Source organism: Amycolatopsis sp. cmx-4-61 (assembly GCF_046548775.1).
Classification (GTDB): Bacteria; Actinomycetota; Actinomycetes; order Mycobacteriales; family Pseudonocardiaceae; genus Amycolatopsis.
The window spans coordinates 156,365-177,894 of the sequence record NZ_JAEBEI010000020.1; the positions used below are offsets into that span (position 1 = coordinate 156,365).

Below are 21,530 nucleotides of genomic sequence, written 5' to 3' on the forward strand. Positions count from 1 at the left end.
GTGTTCGAAGAGAAGACCGCTCACCAGGAGACGGGGAGCCGCTTCACCGAGAAGACGGAACCCTTCAGCCGCAACGGCACCTCGTCGGCCGCGACGGCCAGCCGCAGCTCGGGGAACGCCCGCAACAGGGCCGTGAAGCCGGCCCGCAGCTCGATGCGCGCCAGGTTCTGGCCCAGGCACTGGTGGATGCCGAAGCCGAAGGCGACGTGGCCCGAGGTGTCGCGCTCGATGTCGAGCTCGGCGGGACAGCCGAACTTGGCCGGGTCGCGGTTGGCCGCGGGCAGCGACACCGTGATCGTGTCGCCCTTTTTGACCAGCTCGCCGTCCAGCTTCACGTCCTCCAGCGCGGTGCGGTAGGTGTGGTACTGGTTGACGGTCAGGTAGCGCAGCAGCTCCTCGATCGCGGCGTCGAGCTTCTCCGGCTCGGCCCGCAGCTTCGCCAGCTGGTCGGTGTGGTGCAGCAGCGCGAAGACGCCGGTCGCCAGCGCGCCCTCCGTGGTCTCGTACCCGGCGAACAGCAGCAGGGTGACGATGTTGCGCAGCTCTTCCCGGGTCAGGTCCTCGTCGACCAGCGAGCTGATGAGGTCGTCGGCGGGCTGCTCGCGCCGCCGCTGGATGACCTCGTCGAAGAACTTCCCGGCTGCCTCGTAGGCGGCCCCGGCCTCGGCCGGGTCCGCTTCCGCGTCGTGCAGGAGCGTCACCGCGGGCACGTACCGGTCGCGTTCCTCGTACGGCAGGCCGATGAGCTCACCCAGCATGCGCAGGACGAGCGGCTTGGCGAAGTCCGTGACGATGTCGGCCGGGGCGCCCTTGGCCCGCATGACCTCGATCTGCTCGGCGGCCACGGCCTCGACGCGCGGGATCAGCCTGCTGGTGCGGCGGACGGTGAACTCGCCGGTCAGCAGCTTGCGGTACCGCGTGTGTTCGGGCGGGTCCATGTGGATGAACATGCCGGGAATGAGCGGGTGGGTCGGGATGACCTGGCCCTGGTGGGTCACCGGGAAGTGGCCGATTTCGCAGCTGTGGCTGAACCGCGGGTCGCTGAGGACCTCGCGGACCAGTTCGTAGCTGGAAACGATCCAGCCGACGTGCCCATCCGGGTAAACCATCTTCGCGAGCGGACGTTCTTCGCGCAGAGAGTCGAACACCGCGGGCGGGTCGAACTTGTCGGTCCGCGCCCACGGAACCTCGAACGAAATCGCGTCGGTCATGGAAACCTTTCCCGGGGGAGATCCGCTGGTCCTATTCGGCGATCTTCGTGCGGTGCGACCACCGGAAGACCGCGATCTCGCAGCCGTCGACGGCCTGGAATTCCCCGCCGTGCACGAAGTGCTCGTAACCGGCGCCGTGGCGGATCTTGAGCGTGTTCTCCAGCGCGGCGGCGTCTACGCTGCGGTGCGCCAGTGCCAGTTCGGCCGGTCCACCGTTCAGCGCGATTTTCACCTGCGTAGCACTCATCGCGGCCTCCACCTGTTTCGCGGGATCTGGCGAGCACAGAACAGTCTTTTCGTTCTCGATTCAGGCTAGGCGAGCCACCGGAAGGCGACATCCCTCACTCTGGTAGAGCCCTCCGGCACCACCCGGCCGCACGAAAAAGGGGCTTTCCCCTGTCTTGCAGGAGAAAGCCCCTTCGAGACGAAGCTGCGTCAGCCGCCGGAAGGCAGGTCCACGGGCTGTCCGGTGTGCGCCGATTCGTAGGCCGCCTGGACGATCCGGAACGTCCGCAGGGCCGCCTGGCCGTCCGGTCCGGGACTCTTACCCGAACCCAGGAAATCTCTGAGCATCAGGGCATCCAGGTCTTCGCCACCGAGTTCCGGGCGGTCGCCGTCGAGCAGCCGCGGACCGGCGTCGTACTGCACACTCGCCTTGTCCCCGACGAAGGTGACGGCGGGCCGGCCCGTCCCCGTCGCGCTGCGGCGGCAGTCGAACGAGGCGACTTTGCCGCTGCGGTACCGGACCGTGAGCACCGCCGCGCTTTCCGCGATCCGTCCATTCAGGACGGTGTTGGTCTGGGCGTACACCTGTCGCGCGGGCTCGCCCCCGAGGACGGCGTCCGCCAGGTCCAGCAGGTACGGCGCGGCCGCGCCCAGCACCGCGTCCGCTCTGGTGGTCAACGAGCCGAGGACGGTCGTGAGCGCACCGATGCCGCCGTCGGCGATTCCTCGGCGCACCACGGCGAACGCCTCGCCGTGGCAGGCCGGGGACGCGAAGGTGAGCCGGTCACCTCCGGCGTCCACCACGGCTCTCAGGTCCGCTTCCTTGGCCGCGGACGGGTATTCGCACAGCACGCGCGCCCCGGCCTCGGCCGCCCGGAGCACCGGCTCGACCGCGTCCCACGTTTCCGCGGCCACGACTTCGACGTCCGGCAGGCCGCACAACACCTTGACGTGGTTCTCGGGCGTGGACGACAGGATGGCGACCTTCACGCTGCTCCCCTCACCGGCAGTTCGACGGCCCGCCCGGTCCACGCGGACTCGGCGGCGGCGTGGATGATCCGGACGGCGGCCAGCGCGTCCTTCGCCCCGATGCGCGGCTCGGGACCGCCGGCGAACGCCGTGGCGAACTCCCGCATTTCGGTGGCGAACACCGACGGCCCGCCGTAAGCGAAGTTCGCGGCCTCTCCGTCGACGACCCGGACTTCCTGGGGCCATTCGGAGTCGTAGCTCACCGTTCCGCCGGTGCCCGACACGTGGAAGGCCACCCGCACGGGCGGCTGCGGGGTCGCCGTCCACCGGCTCACGACCTGGCTGATGGCCCCGCCGGCGTGGGTCAGCACGGCGGTCCCGGTGGCCACGGCCCCTTCGGGCGCCGGAGTGGCGATGTCGCCCTGGTAGCAGGCGTGCACGCGGACGACGTCCCCGAAGACCCAGTGGGCGAGGTCGGCGCCGTGCAGCAGCTGGTCGGTCAGGATGCCCCCCGACCGCGCGGACGCGGTCCCGGTCCAGGGCCGGGGGTGGTAGGCGGAGAAGGAGAACCGGCCGATCGCGCCTTCGCCCAGCTTCCCGCCCGCGACGAGTTCGTGGAGCCGCGCGTAGGGCGCGGCGAACCGCACGTCGTGGGCGGCGTAGAGCCGCACCCCCGCCTTCTCGGCGGCGGCGACGATCTCTTCGGCCTCTTCGGCACTGGCCGCGAGCGGCTTTTCGCACACGACACCGACACCGGCGGCGATGGCGGCCAGGGCGATCTCGCGGTGACTCGCCGTCGGCGTGCAGATGTCGACCGCGTCGGCGCCGTCGAGCGCCGCCGGCAAGGACCCCACGGCCGTCGCGCCGAACTCCGCCGCGAGCCCGGCGCCCTGGCCGTCGTCGGAGTACACCCGCACGGCGGCCCCGGCGCCGAGCCACGCTTCCAGGTGCAGCCGGGCGATGAGCCCCGCGCCGATCAGGGCCACCTCGGGCTGCCGCAACGTCTTCACGTACCGAGACTCGCTCACCCCGGCCGGTGGGAGCCATTACCAACGTGGGTAGTTCGGGGGAACGCGCTGGCAGGAGCTACTTCGAGGGCGACGGGGACGCCGGCGCCGACGAGGGGGCCGGCGCCGCCGCCGGGACCTTCGGGGCGTTGTAGGTGTCCATGTCGGTGATCTTCCACTTGTCGCCCTGCAGCTGGGCGTTCAGGTGGAGCTGGGCCGTGCCCGCCGTCGTCTTCTTCGTGTCCGTGCGGGTCGAGGTCTGGTCGACGAAGACCATCACCTTCGCCAGGTCGCCGTTGAGCATGATCACCGCCGCGCGCGTCACCTTGCACGTCACGATCATCTTCTGCTGCGGCGCCAGCCGTTTCACCTCGCCCATCAGCGAGTTGTACTTGGCCTTGACGTCGTCGTTGGCCAGCAGGTCGTTCGCCGCGTCCTCGGTCTTCTTGATGTTGTTGAAGTCGTAGGAGAACAGCGCCTCGGCCGCCTTCGAGACGGCGTCCTTGACCTGCGCGGTCTTCGCGACGTCCAGCAGGGCCGTGTTGCTGGTCGCCGAGGAGACCTTGACCTCCTCGGACTTGAACCAGAACGCCAGCCCGCCCAGGACCAGCGCGACGACCACCAGCGCACCCGCCACCAGGTACGGCCTCGGCACCTTGGCGCCCGCGGGCTTCTCCGGGTCGTCCGCCCCGGCGACCGGGACCTCGGCTTCCTCCGTCGGCTTCGCGGTCCCGCTGTCCCGCTTCTTGCGCCGCGGAGCCGGCCGCGCCGGGACTTCCTCCGCCTCGGCCTCGGGGTCGCCCGTGAGGGCGTCGACCTGCGGCTCGGCTTCGGCACCGGTATCGGCCTCGACCGCCGCGAACACCTGCGTGTCTTCGGCCGGCGCCGGGTCGAGCTGCCCGGAGTCGGACTCGAACGGCTCGGGCTCGGCGGCCGGCCGGGGCACCGGACGCGGGGCCGGCCGGGGCCGCGGCTTCCGCGGCTCGGCGGGCGGGACGGCGGGCAGCTGTCCGGTCCGCTCGGCGGCGGACTCGTCCACCGAAGGCTTGCGCAGCCCGGCCACGCGGGGACGCCGCGACGGCGTCGGGGTGGTGCGCGGCGGCTGGCGGCGGGAGGGGGGCACTACGAGGCTCCTTCTGTACTACTGGCCGGCCGCGACGAGCGGGACGCTGTCGATGCCGGACAGCTTCCACTCGTCACCCACCCGGGTCATCGAGACTTCGAGGCGCAGCGGCTTCGCGCTGCTCTTGTCCCCCTGGGTGACGGTGGTGGCGATGGCGGCGAGGAAGCTGGCCTTGCCTTCGTGGTCGTCCAGCTCCTCGACGGCGATGTCCTGGACGTCCGTGGTGACCTTCGTCTTGGCGTCGGAGAGCGCCTTGCGGAACGTCGGCGCGGACTGGTCGATCTGCTGGGTCATCTTGTCGTCCGACACGGCCTTCTGCCGGGCGAAGAAGCCGTCGAGGTCGGTGTAGTCGACCTCGGTGTAGGCCTTCAGCGCGTTCGTGCCCGCCTTGACCACGGCGTCGCGCGACGCCGCCAGACCGGCGTTGTCGTCGTTCGCGGCCACCCACCACTGGATGCCGAAGATCGCGGCGGCGATCAGGGCGGCCAGCGCCAGCGCCCCGGCGCCGAGGACCAGGGTCCGCGAGGGGTCCTTCGGCGGCGTCGGCGAGGACTGTTCGTCCTCCACCGCCGGGGCGGCCGGCTCGTCCGTGCTCATGACACTCCAGAGTAGGTAACGGTCATCAAATCCCCGTCAGGACAGCCCGAGCAGCGAGCCCAGGCTGTTCAGGCTGACGCCGGGGCTGCCGACGATGCCCGGAACGCCCCGGGTGTTCCGCTCCTCGGCCAGCTCTTCGGCGGGCCGGTTCGCGTTGGCCGCGACGTCGCTGTCCGACGGCGCGACCGGCACCCCGCCGTACGGCGCGTTCTGCGCCCCCCGGACGTTGATCGGGCTGCCCTTCGGTTCGGCACAGTACGCGTTCTCGGCCGCGGGCCGCGGCGTGAGGTCGTTCCCGGTGCGGAACTGCGAGTACGGGATGTACCCCTTCGTGCAGGCCGGCGGGTTGAACAGGTTCAGCACCAGGCCGAGGTGGGCGGTGCCGTCGCCGGGGGCGACGCTGCTCGCCGCCCCGGCCAGCGCCGGGTAGGTGACCAGGCCCTGCTCGATCCCGTCCAGGCGGGTCACGGTCAGGTTGGCCGTGGTGAGCAGGTTCGCCGTCAGCGCGCCCAGGCCCGGGCCGGACTCGGCCAGCACCTGGCTGATCTGCGACGCCACCTGCGGGGTGATGCCGATGAGCTTGCGCAGGTCGCCGTCGGAGTTCTTCAGCGTGCCGGTGAGCTCGTTGAGGCTCTTGCTGAACGAGGCGAAGTTCGCCGCCTCGGCGTTCTGCGTGTCGAGCACCTGCCCGCCGGCGTCCAGCAGCTGGATCGTCTGCGGCAGGTACTGCTGCGCCGTCGTGGTGAAGCTGCGGGCGGTGTCCAGCAGCTTCTGCAGGTCGCCGCCGGTGCCGCGGAAGGCGTCGTAGGACTCGTCGACGACCGTGCGCAGCGAGTCGACCGGGACCGACGCGGCGAGCGAGTCGAGGTCGCCGACGAGCCGGTCGGTGCTGACCGGGGTGGTCGTCCGGTTCGCCGGGATGACCGAACCGGCCTGCAGGTACGGGCCCTGGTCGGCTTTCGGCTTGAGGTCGACGTACTGCTCGCCGACCGCCGACCGGTTGGCGACCACGGCGTCGAGGTCCGCGGGCACCTTCGGCGCCGACGGGTCGATGTTCAGGTCGGCCTCGAGCCCGGCCGGGGTGAGCCGCATTTCGCCGACGCGGCCGATGTTGTAGCCGCGGTAGGTGACTTCGGCGTTGGTGAAGATGCCGCCCGATTCGTTGAGCTGCAGTTTCACCGTGTAGCCGTCGTTGCCGAACACCGTGCCGAGCCCGGCGAACCGGACCAATGCGTACACGATCGCGACGACGGAGATGACCGCGAAGGCCACCAGCTGGATCTTCGTCCGGCGGATCAGCATCAGCCCGCACCTCCCGGCAGGAGCCCGAAGAGGTTGCCCAGGCCCGGCTTCGACTGCACGGGCTGCTGCCCGGCGCCGGGGATCGGCAGCGGCGGCGGCTGGTTGGCCGGCGTGCCCTGGACCCCGCCGGTCAGGCCGGCCAGCGGCAGCTGTCCGGACAGCGCGTTCTGCCTGCTGTTGCCCAGGTTCTCGACGATGGTCTTCAGGTTCAGGTCCACCTTCGCGAACAGGTTGAAGTAGTCGCCCTTGACGCCGTTGACGGCCTGGTCGCTGAACGGGAACGTCAGCAGGATCTCCAGCGCCTTCGGCAGGTCGTTGCCCGCCTCGCCGAGCTTCTGCAGCGTCGGCGTCAGCGCCTTCAGGTCGGCGACGAGGTCCTTCTGCGACTTGTTCACCGTGTCGGTGGCGACGCCGGAGAGGTGGTCGAGCGCCTGCAGCATCGTCACCAGCTGGCCGCGCTGCTGCTCCAGCACGCCGAGCCCGGGTCCCAGGTTGTCGACCGCGCCGACCAGCTTGTCCTTCTGGTCGTTGAGGGTCGAGGACAGCCGGTTCAGCCCGTCGATGGCCCGGGTGATGTTCTGCGACTGCCGGTCGAGGTTCGTCACCAGCTGGTTCGCGTTGTCCAGCAGCGCCTTGATGTCCGGTTCGCGGCCGGACGTGGCCTTGTTGAGTTCCTTGGTGATCGTGTTGAGCTGGTCGACCCCGCCGCCGTTGAGCAGCAGCGACAACGCCCCGAGCAGTTCTTCGACCTCGACGCTGCGGTTGGTGCGGGCCAGCGGGATGGTCGCGTTGTCGGTGAGCTTGCCGTGGGCCTGGTCGGCGCCGGGCGAGGCCAGCTCGACGTACTTCTCCCCGAGCAGGCTGGACTGCTTGACGTTGGCGATGGCGTTGGCCGGCAGCTTGATGTCGCCGTTGACCTTGAGGGTCACCAGCGCGTGCCAGCCGTCCTTGGTCAGCCCGACGTTCTCGACCCGGCCGACCGGCACCTCGTCGACCTTCACCCCGGCCTGCGGGGTCAGGTCGAGCACGTCCTTGAACTCGACGTTCACCGTGTACGGGTGGTCGCCGAGGTCGGCACCGCCGGGCAGCGGCAGGTCGTAGATGCCCTTGAAGGAGCAGCCGGACACCGCGAGCGCGGACGCCGTCACGAGGACTCCCACGGTCAGGAGCTTCTTCACTGGCCACCTCCGTAGAGCTGCCCCGCGATGGGCAGCGGCAGCGGCGGCAGCTGACCGGACTGCAGGGCCTGCACGGTCTGCGCCACGGACGGCAGCGGGATCACCTTGTCGACCACGCCGGCGATGCTCTCGCAGGCGTTGCCGAGCACGTCCGGGATGCCCTTGGTGCCGACCTGCTTGAGCAGCCGGCAGATCATCACCAGCGGCGGCTGGGTCAGCTCGTTGAGGTTCGGCCGGGCGTCGAGCGTGCCGGCCGCGCCGTTGTAGGTGTTGACCAGGTTGCTCAGGCCGACCGGGGCGACGTCGAGGATCTCGGCGAGCGAGCTGCGCTGGTCGACGAGGACCTTCGTGATGCCGGCCAGCTTGTCCACATTGGACTTCAGCCGGTCGTGGTTCTGGTCGATGAACGACTGCACCGCCGTGAGTGTCGTGCCCAGCTGCTGCACGGTCGCGGCCAGGTTGTCCTTTTCGGACGCGAGGTAACCGCTGACGTCGGCGAGCTGGCTCTCGAAGCTGCGGACCTGCTTGTCGGAGTCGGCCAGCGTCTGCGAGAACCGGCCGAGGTTCTGGACGGTGGTGAACAGGTCGTCCTTGTTGCCCGCCAGGGTTCCCGCCGCCTGGCCGAGCTTGGTGATCGTGTCGTGCAGGGCCTGCCCGTTGCCGTCGACGTTGGCCGCCGCGGTGTTCAGCAGGTTCGACAGCGACCCGGTCTTGTTGGCGCCGTTCGGGCCGAGGGTCTCGCTGACCCGGGCCAGGCTGGCGGCCAGCTGGTCGACCTCCAGGGGCACCTCGGTGCGGTCGAGGCCGATGACCGCGCCGTCGGAGATGCGCGGGCCACCGGTGTAGGCGGGGGCGAGCTGGACGTACCGGTCCGACACGAGCGACGGCGCCACGATGAGCGCCTTGGCGTCGGCCGGGACGGCGACCGAGCGGTCGTACTCGAAGTCGACCTTCACCTGGTTGCCCATCGGCGTGATCTTGGTGACCGTGCCCATGTCGACGCCGAGCATCCGCACGCTGTTGCCCTCGTACAGGCCGACGGCGCCGGCGAAGTACGCGGTCAGGTGGTTGCGGCCGGCGTCCTTGAGGGTCCACCAGATCCCGCCGGCGACGACGAGCGCGAGGACGATCGCGATGGTGAAGCCCCTGGTCAGGGCGGCGCCGAAGGGACTGGCACCGGAGCGGGTGTCACTCATTTCGTGTAGCACCCCTCTTCGTTGATCGGGCCGAACGACGGCAGCAGCAGGCCGCAGATGTAGTTGTCGAACCAGCGGCCGTTGCCGATGGTGTTGGTGAAGACGCGGATGAAGGGCGCGAACTTCTTGAGCCCCTCGGCCAGCGAGTCCTGGTTGCGCTGCAGCATCGAGGTCAGCTGGTCGAGCTGGGTCAGCACCGGGTCGAGCTGCTTGGAGTTGTCGTCGATCAGGCCCTGCAGCTGCGTGGCCAGCTCGCGGGAGCCGTTCAGCAGCGCGGTGATCGCGTCCTCCCGCTTGGCCAGCTCGGCGAGCAGGTCGTTGCCGTCGTCGAGCAGCTTCTGCACCTCGGCGTCGCGGTCGACCAGCGTCTGCGACACCTCGCGGGTGTTGGCCAGCAGGTTCGACAGCTGCTGGTCGCGCGAGGCGATCGTGTCCGACAGCTTCGACAGTCCCGACAGCGCGCCCCGCACGTCCTCCGGGGTGTTGGCGAAGGTCTGCGAGATCGTGTCGAAGCTCTGGGCCAGCTGCTTGGTGTCGATGTTGTCGACGGTCTGGGAGAGCCCGCGGAAGGCGTCGAGCACGTCGTACGGCGCCATCGTGCGGTCCCGCGGGATGCCGGTGCCCGGGTTGAGCGCGTGCTCGCCCTGCGGGTCCAGCGACAGGTACTTCTGCCCGAGCAGCGTCTTGATCTTGATCGCGGCGCTGGTCCGGTCGCCCAGCCAGGCGTCCTTGACCTTGAACGACACCTTCACCGACGCGCCGTCGAGCTCGATGGCGCTGACCTTGCCGACCTTGACGCCGGCGATCCGCACGTCGTTGTCCTTCTGCAGCCCGGAGGCCTCGCTGAACTCGGCGCTGTAGGTGGTGCCGCCGCCGATCACCGGCAGGTCGTCGGAGTTGAGCGCGGCGATGAAGCCGAGCGCCAGCACGACGATCCCGACCAGCGCGATCGGCACGGGGTTGCGCTTCTGGAACGACTTCATCCCGAGCACCTCGCCCGGTTCGCCGGGATCAGGGGCAGGGCGACGTCGTTGATCAGTGGCGGCAAGCTCACGCTCCCGGAGAACTCACAGGCGTAGAAGTTGAACCAGGAGCCGTAGTCCGCGGTGCGGGTCAGCGTGCTCACCTTGGTCGGCAGGAACTGGATGAAGTGCTCCAGCTCCGGCTCGTTCTTGTTGAGCTGGCTCGTGAGGTTCCCGAGCGCGCTGATGTCGTTCTTCAGCGGCTCCCGCACCTCGCCGAGCAGCCCGGACGTCGTCTGGGCGAGGTTGCCGAGGCTCTCGATCGCGTCGCCGATCGGCTTGCGGTCGGCGGCCAGCCCGGACACCAGCTGCTGCAGCTTCACGATCAGGTCGTTGAGCTGCGGGGTGTGCGCGTTGACCGTGTCGAGCACCGAGTTGAGGTTGTCGATGACCTCGCCGATCACCTGGTCCTTGTCGGCGATCGTGGTGGCCAGTGACGCCGTGTGCGACAGCAGGCTCTCCACGGTGCCGCCCTCGCCCTGCAGGACCTGGATGACCTCGTAGGACAGCTTGTTGACGTCCTCGGGGTTGAGCGCGGTGAACAGCGGCTTGAAGCCGTTGAACAGCTCGGTCAGGTCCAGCGCCGGCGTGGTCCGCTCCAGCGGGATGGTGCCGCCGGGCGGCAGGGTCTTGCCGGAGTTGTCGGCGCCCTCGCCGAGCGAGACGTACCGCTGGCCGACCAGGTTGCGGAACTTGATCTGCGCGGTCACCCCGGCCGGCAGCGTCCGCCCGGCGTCGACCTCGAACTCGACCTCGGCCTGGCGCTTGTCGACGATGTGCACGTCCTTGACCTGCCCGACCCGGACGCCGGCGATGCGGACGTCGTCGTTGGGCAGCAGCAGCGTCGCGTCGGTGAAGCGCGCCTTGTAGGCGTTGGTGCTGGTCGTGTTGATGTTGGCGATGCTGATCCCGAGGATCGTCGTGAACAGCACGGTGACCACCACGAAGATGCCGAGCTTGATCAGCGGCGCGAGCAGGCCCCTCACTTGACCGTCACCTCCGCACCCCGGTACAGCGGGCCGACGAGCAGCGAGCTCCAGCCCGGGACGTCGGCCGCGGTCATGCCCAGCTGCGGGCCGAGCAGGTCGGCGAGGAAACCCTGTTCCGCCGTCGAGTAGGCCAGGTCAGCACCGGACCCCCCGTTGCCCGCCGCGTCGGCCTTGAACTTCGCCGGGTTGAGGCCGTCGCCGGCGCTCTTCGGCGCGGCCTGGTGGATCGTGCCGTCCTTGAACGCGCCGTCCGGCGGCTCGGAGGGGAACGGCTTCGGGATGTCCTTGATGTCGTAGCAGCGCGGGCCGCGCTTGTCGTCGAACCGCGGCTCTTCCTTGCCCGCCTGGTAGGGCGCGCGCGGCACGATGATCTCGATGGTCGCGTGCAGGCCGGGCTGGTTGGTGCCCTTGCCGAGCGCCTGGTCGATCAGCGGCACGTTCTTCGCCATCTGGGAGATCACGCAGGGGTACTCCGGCGCGTACTTCGCCAGCAGTTCGGCCGTCGGCCGGGCGGTGCCGACGAGGGAGATGATGTTGTCCTTGTTGTTCTGCAGGAACGTCTGCAGGTCCACCGAAGCCTGGGTCAGGCTGCCGTAGAGGGTGCTCAGGTTCTGCCGCTCGTCGACCACGGTCCGGGTCGTCGTGCTCAGGTTGTCCAGGCTCTGCACCAGGTCCGGCGCGGCGTCCTTGAGGTGGTCGGAGAACTCCGCGAGCGCCTTGAGGTTGTGCTGCAGCTCCGGCTCGTGCGGGTTCAGCTCGCCGATGTAGGTGCCCAGCTGCGAAAGCGTGTCGCCGAGCTGGTCGCCGCGGCCCTGCAGCGCCGTCGAGATCGCGGTGAGCGTCGCCGAGAGCTTCTGCGGCTGGACCGCCTGCAGCACCGGCATCAGGTGCTCGAAGGCCTGGTCCAGCTCGATCGCGCTCGACGTGCGGTCCTGCGGGATGACGTCCCCGTCGGCGATGGTCCTGGCCGAGGGGTCCTTCGGGATCTCCAGCGAGACGAACCGCTCGCCGAAGAGCGTCTTCGGCAGGAACCGCGCCGAGACGTTCTCCGGGATCAGCTTCGCGGACTCCGGCTTCAGGGCCAGCGTCAGTTCGGCGCCGTGGTCGGTGGCGACGATGTCCTGCACCGAGCCGACGATCAGCCCGCGCACCTTGACGTCGGACTGCTTGATCAGCTGGTTGCCGATCTTGTCGGCCTGCAGCTTGACCGTGACGACCGGCGTGAACGCCTTGTCGTAGAGCGCGATGGACAGCGCCACCCCGCCGACCATCACGGCGATGAGCAGCAGGCCGAGCAGCCTGCGTCGGAGCGTCCTCATCCCGCGATCCTTACCGTGACGTCGGTTCCCCAGATGGCGAACCCGATGAAGAAGTTCATGATCGACACCGTGACGATGGACAGCCGCACGGCCTTGCCGACCGCGACGCCGACACCGGCCGGGCCACCGGTGGCCCGGTACCCGAAGTAGCAGTGCGACAGGATGATCAGGACGCTGAACAGCAGCACCTTGATGAACGAATAGAGCACGTCCTGCGGTGGCAGGAACAGGTCGAAGTAGTGGTCGTACGTGCCCGCCGACTGGCCGTAGATGTAGATGACGACCAGTCTCGACGCCAGGTACGAGCTGAGCAGGCCGATGATGTAGAGCGGGATGACCGCGACGAACCCGGCGATGATCCGGGTCGTCACCAGGTACGGCAGGCTCGGCACGCCCATGACCTCGAGCGCGTCGATCTCCTCGGAGATCCGCATCGCGCCCAGCTGGGCGGTGAACCCGGCCCCGACCGTGGCGCTCAGGGCGAGCCCGGCGACGAGCGGCGCGATCTCGCGGGTGTTGAAGAACGCGGTCAGGAAGCCGGTGAAGGCCGACGTCCCGATCGAGTTCAGCGCCGAGTAGCCCTGGAGGCCGACGAGGACACCGGTGAACAGCGTCAGGCCGACCATCACGCCGACCGTGCCGCCGATGACCGCCAGCGAGCCGGAGCCGAAGCTCACCTCGGCCAGCAGCCGGAGCACCTCTTTGGTGTAGCGACGGAGAGTCCGCGGGGTCCACAGCAGCGCCCGGCCGTAGAACGACATCTGGTCACCGAGGGTGTCCAGCGTCTGCAACGGACGGTTGGCGACGCGTTTCGCGCCCTGGAGGAACGTCATGGCGCTAGTCCAGCTTTCCGGGCACGATCTGCAGGTAGATCAGGGTGATCACGAAGTTCACGACGAACAGCAGCAGGAACGTGATGACCACCGACTGGTTCACCGCGTCCCCGACGCCCTTCGGGCCGCCGGAGGGGTTCAGCCCCCGGTAGGACGCGACGACGGCGGCGATGAACCCGAAGATCAGCGCCTTGAGCTCGCCGACCCAGAGGTCGGGCAGCTGCGCGAGGGCGGAAAAGCTGGCCAGGTACGCGCCCGGCGTCCCGCCCTGCAGCACGACGTTGAAGAAGTAGCCGCCGAGCACGCCGATGACGCTAACCATGCCGTTGAGCAGCAGCGCGACCAGCATCATCGCGAGGGTGCGCGGCACGATCAGCCGCTGCACCGCGGAGACGCCGAGCACCTCCATCGCGGCGATCTCTTCGCGGATGGTCCGCGCGCCGATATCAGCACAGACGGCGCTTCCTCCTGCGCCCGCCACCAGCAGCGCGGTGACCAGCGGGCTGGCCTGCTGCACGGTGGCGAGCACGGAGCCCGCGCCGGTGTAGGACTGCGCGCCCAGCTGGCGGGCGAGCGAGCCGAACTGCAGCGAGATGACCGCGCCGAACGGGATGGCCACCAGGGCCGTCGGCAGGATGGTCACGCTCGCGATGAACCAGGACTGCTGGATGAACTCCCGCAGCTGGAACGGGCGCTGGAACAGGCCGCGGACGATGTCCAGGCCGAGAGCGAACAGGTTCCCGGTCTCGCGGAGCATGCCGATCCCGGGGATCTTCGCCTGTGTTGCGGGAGAGCTCACCGGCCACCTGGCCCGTTGCTCGGCGGCATCCGGTGCGTGCCGGTTCTCGGCGGCTGGGGGATGCGCGCGACCTGCTCGGGGGGCAGCTGGCCGTGGTGCTGGTTCGGGACGCCGTCACCCTGGGGCCGCGCGCCGGCCGGGACCTGCTGCGGCTGCCCGCGGTGCGGCCGCACGCCGTAGTGGCGCTGCTCCTCGGGGCTCAGCGACTCGATGATGCTTTCCTGCGCGGCCGGCGGCAGCCGGTGCAGGACCTCCATGACGCGGTCCTTCCGGCGGACGGCCCCCATCCGGGTCGGCACGCCCGGCGTCGGCTGCATCTGCGGCGGAACGCCGCTGATGTCCTCGACCCCGCCGGCGTGGTGGCCGGCCTCGAACATGGCCTGCTCGGCGGCCATCTGGGCGCTGTCCTTCTCTTCGGACATCCCGATCGGGCCCTGCATCTTGCCGTTGAGGAACTGCTTGACGACCGGTTCTTCGCTGGTCAGCAGCACCTCGCGCGGGCCGAACATGACCAGTTCCTTGCGGAAGAGCATGCCCAGGTTGTCCGGGACCGTGCGGGCCAGGTTGATGTTGTGCGTGACGATCAGGAAGGTCGCGTCGATCTGCGCGTTGACGTCGAGGAACAGCTGCGAGATGTAGGTGGTGCGGACCGGGTCGAGGCCCGAGTCCGGCTCGTCGACCAGGATGATCTCCGGGTCCAGCACCAGGGCGCGGGCCAGGCCGGCCCGCTTGCGCATCCCGCCGGAAATCTCACCGGGGAGCTTCTTGTCGGCGCCGTTCAACCCGGTCATGTCGAGCTTTTCGAGGACGATCCGGCGGATTTCCGTCTCGGACTTCTTCGTGTGCTCGCGCAGGGGGAACGCGACGTTGTCGTAGAGGTTCATCGAGCCGAACAGCGCGCCGTCCTGGAACAGGACGCCGAAGAGCTTCCGGATTTCGTAGAGCTTGTGCTCGGAGCAGGTGACGATGTCGACGCCGTTGATCACGCAGCGGCCGCGGTCGGGCTTCAGCAGCCCGATCATCGACTTGAGGAAGACCGACTTGCCGGTCCCCGACGGGCCGAGCATGGCCGACACTTCGCCCGGGGGGAGCGTCAACGTGACGTCCCGCCAGATGGCCTGCTTACCGAAGGACTTCGTCAGGCCTTCGATGACCACCTCGGCACCCATCGCACCTCCAGGAGCTGTTCCGCGTCATTGCGCCCGCTGCCACACCCTGCCACCCACGCCGACGGCGGATGTGGGCCAGTGGCGCCCACGAACCCGCGTCAACCAGGTGCAACGAGCTGAGTGCGAACAGGTTACTCACCAGTTTTCTTTTCTGGCCAGCCCCAGGCCCATCGTCATCCCGCCGAGATCGCCAATGGCCAGCACGGTAGCCCATTCGGGCCAACCACGCAGGTCCGCGCAGCCCCGGAGCCACGATTTAGGGACCCGGGGGACATCCGGACACCGCTCCTAGGGGTTGTCGCCCGGCCGCAGCTCAGGAAGTCGCAGACACGGAAAGGGCGGGCATCCGCAGTGGATGCCCGCCCCTTCTCGAGGTGGTGCTGTGGTGCTGTGGTGCGGTGGCGCTTGCGCGCCGGAAATCACTTGATGGAGATCTTGGCGCCCGCGGCCTCGAGCTTCTCCTTGGCGGCCTCGGCGGCCTCCTTGTCGACCTTCTCCAGGAGGGCCTTGGGAGCGGCCTCGACCAGCTCCTTGGCCTCCTTCAGGCCCAGGCCCGAGACGACCTCGCGGACGACCTTGATGACCTGGATCTTCTTGTCGCCGGCGCCCTCGAGGATGACGTCGAACTCGTCCTGCTCCTCGACCGGGGCGGCAGCGGCGGCACCCGGAGCGGCAGCCGCGACGGCGACCGGCGCGGCGGCGGTCACGTCGAAGACCTCTTCGAACTCCTTGACGAACTCGGACAGCTCGAGGAGGGTCAGCTCCTTGAAGGCGTCGATCAGCTCGGCGGTGCTCAGCTTCGCCATGATGGCTTCCTCTCAGAAAAACGAACTAGACGTTCGGGGTGGGGGGTGGTTCAGCTCTCGGCGGGTGCTTCGGCTGCTTCGGTACCGGCGGCTTCGCGCTGCTTCTCCTCCAGCGCCGCAGCCAGGCGGGCGACCTGGGACGCCGGCGCCTGGAACAGCGCGGCGGCCTGGGACAGCTTCGCCTTGAACGCGCCCACCGCCTTGGCGAGCAGGACCTCACGGCTGTAGAGATCGGCGATCCGGTTGATCTCGTCCACGGACAGCGCTTTGCCGTCCATGTAGCCGCCCTTGATCACAAGCGCGTTGTTGTCCTTCGCGAAGTCGCGAAGCGCCTTGGCGGCGTCGACCGCTTCACCCTCGACGAAGGCGATGGCGGTCGCGCCGACGAACAGGTTCTCGAGACCCTGGATGCCGGCGTCCTCGGCCGCCCGCTTGACCAGGGTGTTCTTCGCGACCCGGTACTTGGCACTGGTGCCGAGAGCGCGGCGCAGCTGGGACAGCTGGGACACGGAGAGGCCGGTGTACTGGGTAACGACGGTGGCCGAGCTGGTGCGGAAGCTCTCCGCGATCTCGGCGACGGCCGCCACCTTGTCGGGCTTCGCCATGGTCGCCTCCTCTCTTGGCTAGTGTTTCCACTGGCGTTCGAGGGGCCCTGCGAAACGACAAAACGCCCTCGCGCAGACAGGCGCGGGGCGTCTTCGGGCACCTGGGTGCCCGGCCTCGTTCCTCCTGCGCGGGCCGCCCGGCGTGATGCGGGACCTTCGTTCCCCGTTTTGGCGGGGAAAACCAGCGGTCTTCGGTAGAACCGTCGTCAACTATACCCCGGACGTCGTGGCGGATTGCTCGGGGTCCCGTCCTGACCTGCGTTTAGGGCGCCTGGGGGTTCCCCGCCGGCCGTCGGAGGGCATCATGGTGACGTGGCGGAGCAGCGCGATGACGGAAAGCCGGGCTCGGAAATCGAACCGGCGGGCCCGAACCCGCCCGCCGCGGGAAACGGGCAGCCCGGCCCGGGCACCCCGGCCCTCCCGCAGCCCGGCCACGGTTCTCCGGCGCTGCCGCAGCCGGGCACCGCTCCTGTCCCCCGCCAGGGCACTCCGGCGCTTCCCCAGCCCTCGGGCGCGGCCGCTCAGCCGCCGGTCGACCCGGCCGAGCTCGAGCAGTTCCGCCAGTTCCAGCAGTTCCAGGACTACCTGCGCTTCACCCAAACCCAGCAGGGCAACCAGCCGGCTCCCACTGCCGACGCGGGGGTCGTGCAGGCGCCGCCGTCCCAGCCGGTGCCGCAGCAGGGCGGTCAGCCGCCGATGATCCCGCCGGGCTACCAGCTGGTGCCGGTCGAACGCCGTCGCGCGCCGAAGTGGGTGACCTGGCTCGGCAAGAAGGTCCTCGCCTGGGTGCTGGCCCTGGTGATCCTCGGTCTCGCGGGCACGTGGCTGTACAACCACTTCTTCCCCAGCGACTCCGGCAAGTCCTCCGCCCAGCTCGCCCAGGAGGGCGGCGGGAAGTACCACACGAACCACGTGTTCTCGACCAACCCGTACGAGGCGGTGCGGATGGTCTACCACAACGTCGCCCAGGGCCGGGTCGACGACGCCTGCGGCCGGTTCCAGAACGAGGGGCAGCGCGACGTCCAGACGCAGTTCGCCCAGGACATCGCCCAGACGTTCCGCCAGAACGCCGCCCAGACCGACTGCAAGAAGGCCGTCGAGTTCCTCGCCACCCAGGTGAAGAACAAGAACGACTACGCCGAATCCCTGCCCTCCAGCGTCTCGGAACCGCTACCCGGAGACACCGTGACGATCGATTCGTGCACCTTTCCCGTCACCGGTGGGCCCGCGCTGGGCGTCTTCACAGTCTCGAAGGTCGAAAAGGGACAGTGGCTCATCACCGGCCACGCGATCGGGCCGTCGAAGTGCAGCGGCGCCCCGACCGCGACGCCGACCAGCCGCTAGCGCGGGTGCGGCGCCGACAGGAACGACACCAGAGCCTTCGCGAACGCCGGTGACATCACCGCCGTCATGTGGTCGCCCGGGATGCGCACCAACCGCGCCCCCGCGATTGCCGCTGCCAGTCTCTCCGGCTCGGCCGCCAGCTGGTCCTGCTCGCCCGCCAGCACCAACGTCGGCACTCCGATCGACGACAGGTCCATGCGCCCTTCCCGCGAAGCCAGGGCCACCGCCGCCAGGGCCTGACGGTCGCCGCCCACCGCGTCCGCCAGCAGGCGGAACGGGACGCCCGACCGCGGGACCGTCGAAGGGTCCTCCGCCAGCAGTGCCGAAGCGATCTCCGCCGGCTTGAGCACGCGCAGGTCGACCCCGCCGAAGTCCACGATGCCCGAGCCCACGCCGCCGGTCGCCAGGCAGCGGATGCGCTTGTCCGCCGCCGTCGCCGTCAGGGCGATGATCGCGCCCATCGAGTAGCCCACCATCGACACCTCGTCCAGGCCCAGTTCGTCGAGCAGGGCGGAGACGTCCCGGGCCATCGCGTCGTCGGTGTAGCGGGACTCGTCGTGCGGCTTCTCGGACCGGCCGTGGCCGCGCGCGTCCAGCGAGATCACCGTGAAACCCGCCGACCGCAGGGCCGCGACGACACCCGTGGAGATCCAGTTCGCGTTCGTATCGGCGGCGAACCCGTGCTGCAGCAGCACCGGGCGGTGGGCGCCGTCGCCCTCCCACACCGTGTAGTTCAACCGGAGCCCGTCGAACGACGCGAAAGTCGGCATGCCGTCAATAACACACGAAGAAAGGGCGCCCCCGCAGCAAGCGGGGACGCCCTTTCTGGTGATCTCAGCCTCAGACGGCCGCTTCCTCCGAGAGGAGGTTGCGGGTCCGCAGCGGGTCGACCGGGATGCCCGGGCCCATCGTGGTGGTGAAGGTGACCTTCTTCAGGTAGCGGCCCTTCGCCGACGACGGCTTGGCACGCAGGATCTCGTCCAGCGCCGCCGCGTAGTTCTCGACCAGCTTCTCGGTGTCGAAGGAAGCCTTGCCGATCACCAGGTGCAGGTTGGCCTGCTTGTCGACGCGGAAGTTGATCTTACCGCCCTTGATGTCCTTCACGGCCTTCTCGACCGCGGGGGTCACCGTACCGGTCTTCGGGTTCGGCATCAGGCCACGCGGGCCGAGGATGCGGGCGATGCGGCCCACCTTGGCCATCTGGTCCGGCGTCGCGATCGCGGCGTCGAAGTCGAGCCAGCCACCCTGGATGCGCTCGATCAGTTCGTCGGTGCCGACCGCGTCCGCGCCGGCGGCTTCGGCCTCGGCGGCCTTGTCGCCGACGGCGAAGACGATGACGCGGGCGGTCTTACCGGTGCCGTGCGGCAGGTTCACGGTGCCGCGGACCATCTGGTCGGCCTTGCGGGGGTCCACCCCGAGACGCATCGCGACCTCGACGGTCGCGTCCATCTTGGTCTTGGAGGTCTCCTTCGCCAGCTTCGCGGCCTCGAGCGGCGCGTACAGACGCGTCTTGTCGATCTGCTCCGCAGCCTGGCGGTAAGCCTTGCTGTGCTTGGTCATGCTTCTGTCCTTACTGCTGAAAACGGATCAGTGTGGTGACGAGCCAGCACCTGGCTCTCCCACGGGTGAAGCTGCGAACGTCAGGCGTCGACGACCGTGATGCCCATCGACCGCGCAGTGCCGGCGATGATCTTCGCGGCCTGGTCGATGTCGTGCGCGTTGAGGTCGGTCTCCTTGGTCTTGGCGATCTCGCGGACCTGGTCCCAGGTGACCTTGGCGACCTTGGTCTTGTGCGGCTCGCCGGAGCCCTTCTCCACGCCCGCGGCCTTCAGCAGCAGCTTCGCGGCCGGCGGCGTCTTCAGCTTGAAGTCGAACGACCGGTCCTCGTACACGGAGATCTCGACCGGGACGACGTCCCCGCGCTGCGACTCGGTCGCGGCGTTGTAGGCCTTGCAGAACTCCATGATGTTGACGCCGTGCTGACCCAGCGCGGGGCCGACCGGCGGCGCGGGGTTGGCCGCACCCGCCTTGATCTGCAGCTTGATGATCGCCGCAAGCTTCTTCTTCTTGGGTGGCATTTCTTTTCCTGTCCTGTACTACGTTCCCCGCGTACCTGCCGTGGACGCGGGGACTGCGGCCGGGTAGGCCGACCGTCAGATCTTGGAGACCTGGTTGAACGACAGCTCGACCGGGGTCTCCCGGCCGAAGATCGACACCAGGACCTTCAGCTTCTGCCCGTCGACGTTGACCTCGGAGATCGTCGCCGGCAGCGTCGCGAACGGGCCGTCCATGACCGTGACCGACTCGCCGATCTCGAAGTCGACCTCGACGGCCGGGCCACCGAGCGGGGCCGCGGTCGCGGTGGACTCGCCCTTGCCCGCCTTCGCGGGGGCTTCGCTCTCGACCTTCGGGGCGAGGAACTTCAGCACCTCGTCCACGGTCAGCGGCGACGGCCGCGAGGTGGCGCCGACGAACCCGGTGACACCCGGCGTGTTGCGCACCGCGCTCCACGAGGCGTCGTTCAGGTCCATCCGGACCAGGATGTAGCCGGGCAGCACCTTGCGCTGCACCTGCTTGCGCTGGCCGTTCTTGATCTCGGTGACCTCTTCGGTCGGGACCTCGATCTGGAAGATGTAGTCCTCGACGTCCAGGGTCTGGGTCCGGGTCTCGAGGTTGGTCTTCACCTTGTTCTCGTACCCGGCGTAGGAGTGCACGACGTACCACTCACCGGGCGCGGCGAGCAGCTCGGCGCGCAGCTTGGCGACCGGGTCCTCGTCGTCCGCGGCGGGCTCGGCTTCGCCCGTCGTGTCAGCCACGTCCTCGTCGGCGGCCGCGTCATCAGCCACGTCGTCAGCCACATCGTCGGCCGCGTCCTCTTCGGAAGCAGCGTCGGCGTCATCGTCGGAAGCGGCGTCGTCGACCTCGGAGTCCGGCACGTCGACGGGCTCGAGGTGCGCGGACTCCTCGTCACCGAGTGCCGCGTGCACCTGCTCGTCGGAAAGCTCGGTCAGGTCGTGACCGGCTGCTGTGCCGTTGTCGGAGGTCACGTTCCGTCCTCTCAGTTGATCATTCCGGGTCGGTCGGGCCGGCCCGCGTGGCACGGCGGCGGGTCAGCCGAAGATCGCGCCGATGCCCTTCTTGAACGCGAAGTCCAAGACGCTCACCAGGGCCACCATGAACACCACGAAGGCCAGCACGACCGCGGTGTAGGTGACCATCTGCTTCCGGTTCGGCCAGATGACCTTGCGCAGTTCCGCCCAGACCTCGCGGATGAAGCGCACCAGCCGCGCGAACACGGAGGCCTTCTTCGGCTTCTGGTCCCGCTTCGGAGTCGGAGCGCCCTTCGCGTCGGCGGCGGTCTTCTCCACCGACTTCCCGGCCGGGCGGGCCTTGTCGTCCGCACGTGCCGCGGACTTCCCCGCCGGACGAGCGGTCGCACGGCGCTCACGCCGGGCGGCAGCTGTGACGGGACGGGACGGGCTCTCGGGCTTCTGCCCGGTGCCGTCCTGCTCCTGCTCGCCGCCGCTGGCGTCGCTGTCGCTCACGACCACTCCTCCGCTCCACCAGTTCCGTTACGCAGGGGTGACAGGACTTGAACCTGCAACCTGCGGTTTTGGAGACCGCTGCTCTGCCAATTGAGCTACACCCCTGTGGAGCCCGATCTCTCGGAGCCCCGGAGGACGCATTCCAGCATCCCCACCATCCAGGCGGGGATGACCGTAGTGCGTTCCAAGTCCCGAAGTCTACGGCAAGCCTCGCGGGAGCCCGCAACCGCGCCCCCCGATCGACCACCGCACCCCGGCCGGCCTGCGGAAAACTCCCCGCCGACCTCCTGA

At 69.2% G+C, this 21,530-nt stretch carries 23 protein-coding genes and 1 tRNA gene; 1 reads left to right on the forward strand and 23 read right to left on the reverse strand.

Annotated features, from left to right (window positions below; genetic code table 11):
* Positions 1–20: 20 nt before the first annotated feature.
* The 17 genes from ACLJOU_RS38680 to rplJ all read right to left on the reverse strand — a co-directional run bounded on the left by ACLJOU_RS38680 (position 21) and on the right by rplJ (position 16,350).
* Positions 21–1,211 (reverse strand): cytochrome P450, encoded by a 1,191-nt coding sequence (locus ACLJOU_RS38680; protein WP_410574230.1) that lies wholly within the window; start codon positions 1,209–1,211, stop codon positions 21–23.
* Positions 1,212–1,242: 31 nt separating this feature from the next.
* Positions 1,243–1,458, reverse strand: a complete 216-nt coding sequence (locus tag ACLJOU_RS38685; protein ID WP_410574231.1) for a DUF5988 family protein — start codon at positions 1,456–1,458, stop codon at positions 1,243–1,245.
* Positions 1,459–1,646: 188 nt separating this feature from the next.
* Positions 1,647–2,426, reverse strand: a complete 780-nt coding sequence (locus ACLJOU_RS38690; RefSeq protein ID WP_410574232.1) for a Gfo/Idh/MocA family protein — start codon at positions 2,424–2,426, stop codon at positions 1,647–1,649.
* Positions 2,423–3,415, reverse strand: coding sequence for a Gfo/Idh/MocA family protein (locus ACLJOU_RS38695; RefSeq protein ID WP_410574233.1), 993 nt, complete (start codon positions 3,413–3,415; stop codon positions 2,423–2,425). The genes ACLJOU_RS38690 and ACLJOU_RS38695 overlap by 4 nt, the downstream gene beginning before the upstream one ends.
* A gap of 76 nt (positions 3,416–3,491) precedes the next feature.
* Positions 3,492–4,475, reverse strand: a complete 984-nt coding sequence (locus tag ACLJOU_RS38700; RefSeq protein ID WP_410574260.1) for a hypothetical protein — start codon at positions 4,473–4,475, stop codon at positions 3,492–3,494.
* A gap of 78 nt (positions 4,476–4,553) precedes the next feature.
* Positions 4,554–5,132 (reverse strand): hypothetical protein, encoded by a 579-nt coding sequence (locus ACLJOU_RS38705; protein WP_410574234.1) that lies wholly within the window; start codon positions 5,130–5,132, stop codon positions 4,554–4,556.
* 36 nt (positions 5,133–5,168) lie between these two features.
* Positions 5,169–6,434, reverse strand: a complete 1,266-nt coding sequence (locus ACLJOU_RS38710) for an MCE family protein (RefSeq protein WP_410574235.1) — start codon at positions 6,432–6,434, stop codon at positions 5,169–5,171.
* Positions 6,434–7,612 (reverse strand): MCE family protein, encoded by a 1,179-nt coding sequence (locus ACLJOU_RS38715; protein WP_410574236.1) that lies wholly within the window; start codon positions 7,610–7,612, stop codon positions 6,434–6,436. Before ACLJOU_RS38715 ends, ACLJOU_RS38710 begins: the two co-directional genes overlap by 1 nt.
* Positions 7,609–8,808 carry an MCE family protein gene (locus ACLJOU_RS38720; RefSeq protein WP_410574237.1) on the reverse strand — a complete coding sequence of 400 codons (1,200 nt, stop codon included), beginning with the start codon at positions 8,806–8,808 and terminating at the stop codon, positions 7,609–7,611. The genes ACLJOU_RS38715 and ACLJOU_RS38720 overlap by 4 nt, the downstream gene beginning before the upstream one ends.
* Entirely contained in the window at positions 8,805–9,791 is a 987-nt protein-coding gene (locus ACLJOU_RS38725; protein WP_410574238.1) for an MCE family protein, read from the reverse strand. The genes ACLJOU_RS38720 and ACLJOU_RS38725 overlap by 4 nt, the downstream gene beginning before the upstream one ends.
* Positions 9,788–10,816, reverse strand: a complete 1,029-nt coding sequence (locus ACLJOU_RS38730; protein WP_410574239.1) for an MCE family protein — start codon at positions 10,814–10,816, stop codon at positions 9,788–9,790. The genes ACLJOU_RS38725 and ACLJOU_RS38730 overlap by 4 nt, the downstream gene beginning before the upstream one ends.
* Complete coding sequence (locus tag ACLJOU_RS38735) at positions 10,813–12,138, reverse strand: MCE family protein (RefSeq protein WP_410574240.1); 1,326 nt, start codon at positions 12,136–12,138, stop codon at positions 10,813–10,815. The genes ACLJOU_RS38730 and ACLJOU_RS38735 overlap by 4 nt, the downstream gene beginning before the upstream one ends.
* Positions 12,135–12,971: an MlaE family ABC transporter permease gene (locus ACLJOU_RS38740; RefSeq protein WP_103351766.1), complete on the reverse strand. Its 837-nt coding sequence runs from the start codon at positions 12,969–12,971 to the stop codon at positions 12,135–12,137. The genes ACLJOU_RS38735 and ACLJOU_RS38740 overlap by 4 nt, the downstream gene beginning before the upstream one ends.
* A 4-nt stretch (positions 12,972–12,975) precedes the next feature.
* Positions 12,976–13,728, reverse strand: coding sequence for an MlaE family ABC transporter permease (locus ACLJOU_RS38745; protein WP_013222532.1), 753 nt, complete (start codon positions 13,726–13,728; stop codon positions 12,976–12,978).
* 38 nt (positions 13,729–13,766) lie between these two features.
* Entirely contained in the window at positions 13,767–14,939 is a 1,173-nt protein-coding gene (locus ACLJOU_RS38750; protein WP_410574241.1) for an ATP-binding cassette domain-containing protein, read from the reverse strand.
* A 419-nt stretch (positions 14,940–15,358) separates the two neighbouring features.
* Positions 15,359–15,745 carry a 50S ribosomal protein L7/L12 gene (rplL, locus tag ACLJOU_RS38755; protein ID WP_410574242.1) on the reverse strand — a complete coding sequence of 129 codons (387 nt, stop codon included), beginning with the start codon at positions 15,743–15,745 and terminating at the stop codon, positions 15,359–15,361.
* A gap of 50 nt (positions 15,746–15,795) precedes the next feature.
* A complete protein-coding gene (gene rplJ / locus ACLJOU_RS38760; RefSeq protein WP_410574243.1) occupies positions 15,796–16,350 on the reverse strand; it encodes a 50S ribosomal protein L10 in 555 nt (184 codons plus the stop codon).
* A 312-nt stretch (positions 16,351–16,662) separates the two neighbouring features.
* Between rplJ and ACLJOU_RS38765 the strand changes: the two genes are divergently transcribed.
* Complete coding sequence (locus tag ACLJOU_RS38765; protein WP_410574244.1) at positions 16,663–17,694, forward strand: hypothetical protein; 1,032 nt, start codon at positions 16,663–16,665, stop codon at positions 17,692–17,694.
* On the opposite strand, the gene ACLJOU_RS38770 is transcribed toward ACLJOU_RS38765, so the two are convergent.
* The 6 genes from ACLJOU_RS38770 to ACLJOU_RS38795 all read right to left on the reverse strand — a co-directional run bounded on the left by ACLJOU_RS38770 (position 17,691) and on the right by ACLJOU_RS38795 (position 21,344).
* A complete protein-coding gene (locus ACLJOU_RS38770; RefSeq protein WP_410574245.1) occupies positions 17,691–18,464 on the reverse strand; it encodes an alpha/beta fold hydrolase in 774 nt (257 codons plus the stop codon). The two genes, ACLJOU_RS38765 and ACLJOU_RS38770, sit on opposite strands and share 4 nt — an antisense overlap.
* A 70-nt stretch (positions 18,465–18,534) precedes the next feature.
* Positions 18,535–19,254: a 50S ribosomal protein L1 gene (rplA, locus tag ACLJOU_RS38775; RefSeq protein ID WP_410574246.1), complete on the reverse strand. Its 720-nt coding sequence runs from the start codon at positions 19,252–19,254 to the stop codon at positions 18,535–18,537.
* An 80-nt stretch (positions 19,255–19,334) separates the two neighbouring features.
* Positions 19,335–19,772, reverse strand: coding sequence for a 50S ribosomal protein L11 (rplK, locus tag ACLJOU_RS38780; protein WP_043781763.1), 438 nt, complete (start codon positions 19,770–19,772; stop codon positions 19,335–19,337).
* A gap of 75 nt (positions 19,773–19,847) precedes the next feature.
* Complete coding sequence (gene nusG, locus ACLJOU_RS38785) at positions 19,848–20,741, reverse strand: transcription termination/antitermination protein NusG (protein ID WP_410574247.1); 894 nt, start codon at positions 20,739–20,741, stop codon at positions 19,848–19,850.
* 63 nt (positions 20,742–20,804) lie between these two features.
* Positions 20,805–21,245: a preprotein translocase subunit SecE gene (gene secE / locus ACLJOU_RS38790; protein WP_410574248.1), complete on the reverse strand. Its 441-nt coding sequence runs from the start codon at positions 21,243–21,245 to the stop codon at positions 20,805–20,807.
* Between the two features lie 26 nt (positions 21,246–21,271).
* Positions 21,272–21,344 (reverse strand) — tRNA-Trp (locus tag ACLJOU_RS38795).
* Positions 21,345–21,530 lie beyond the last annotated feature (186 nt).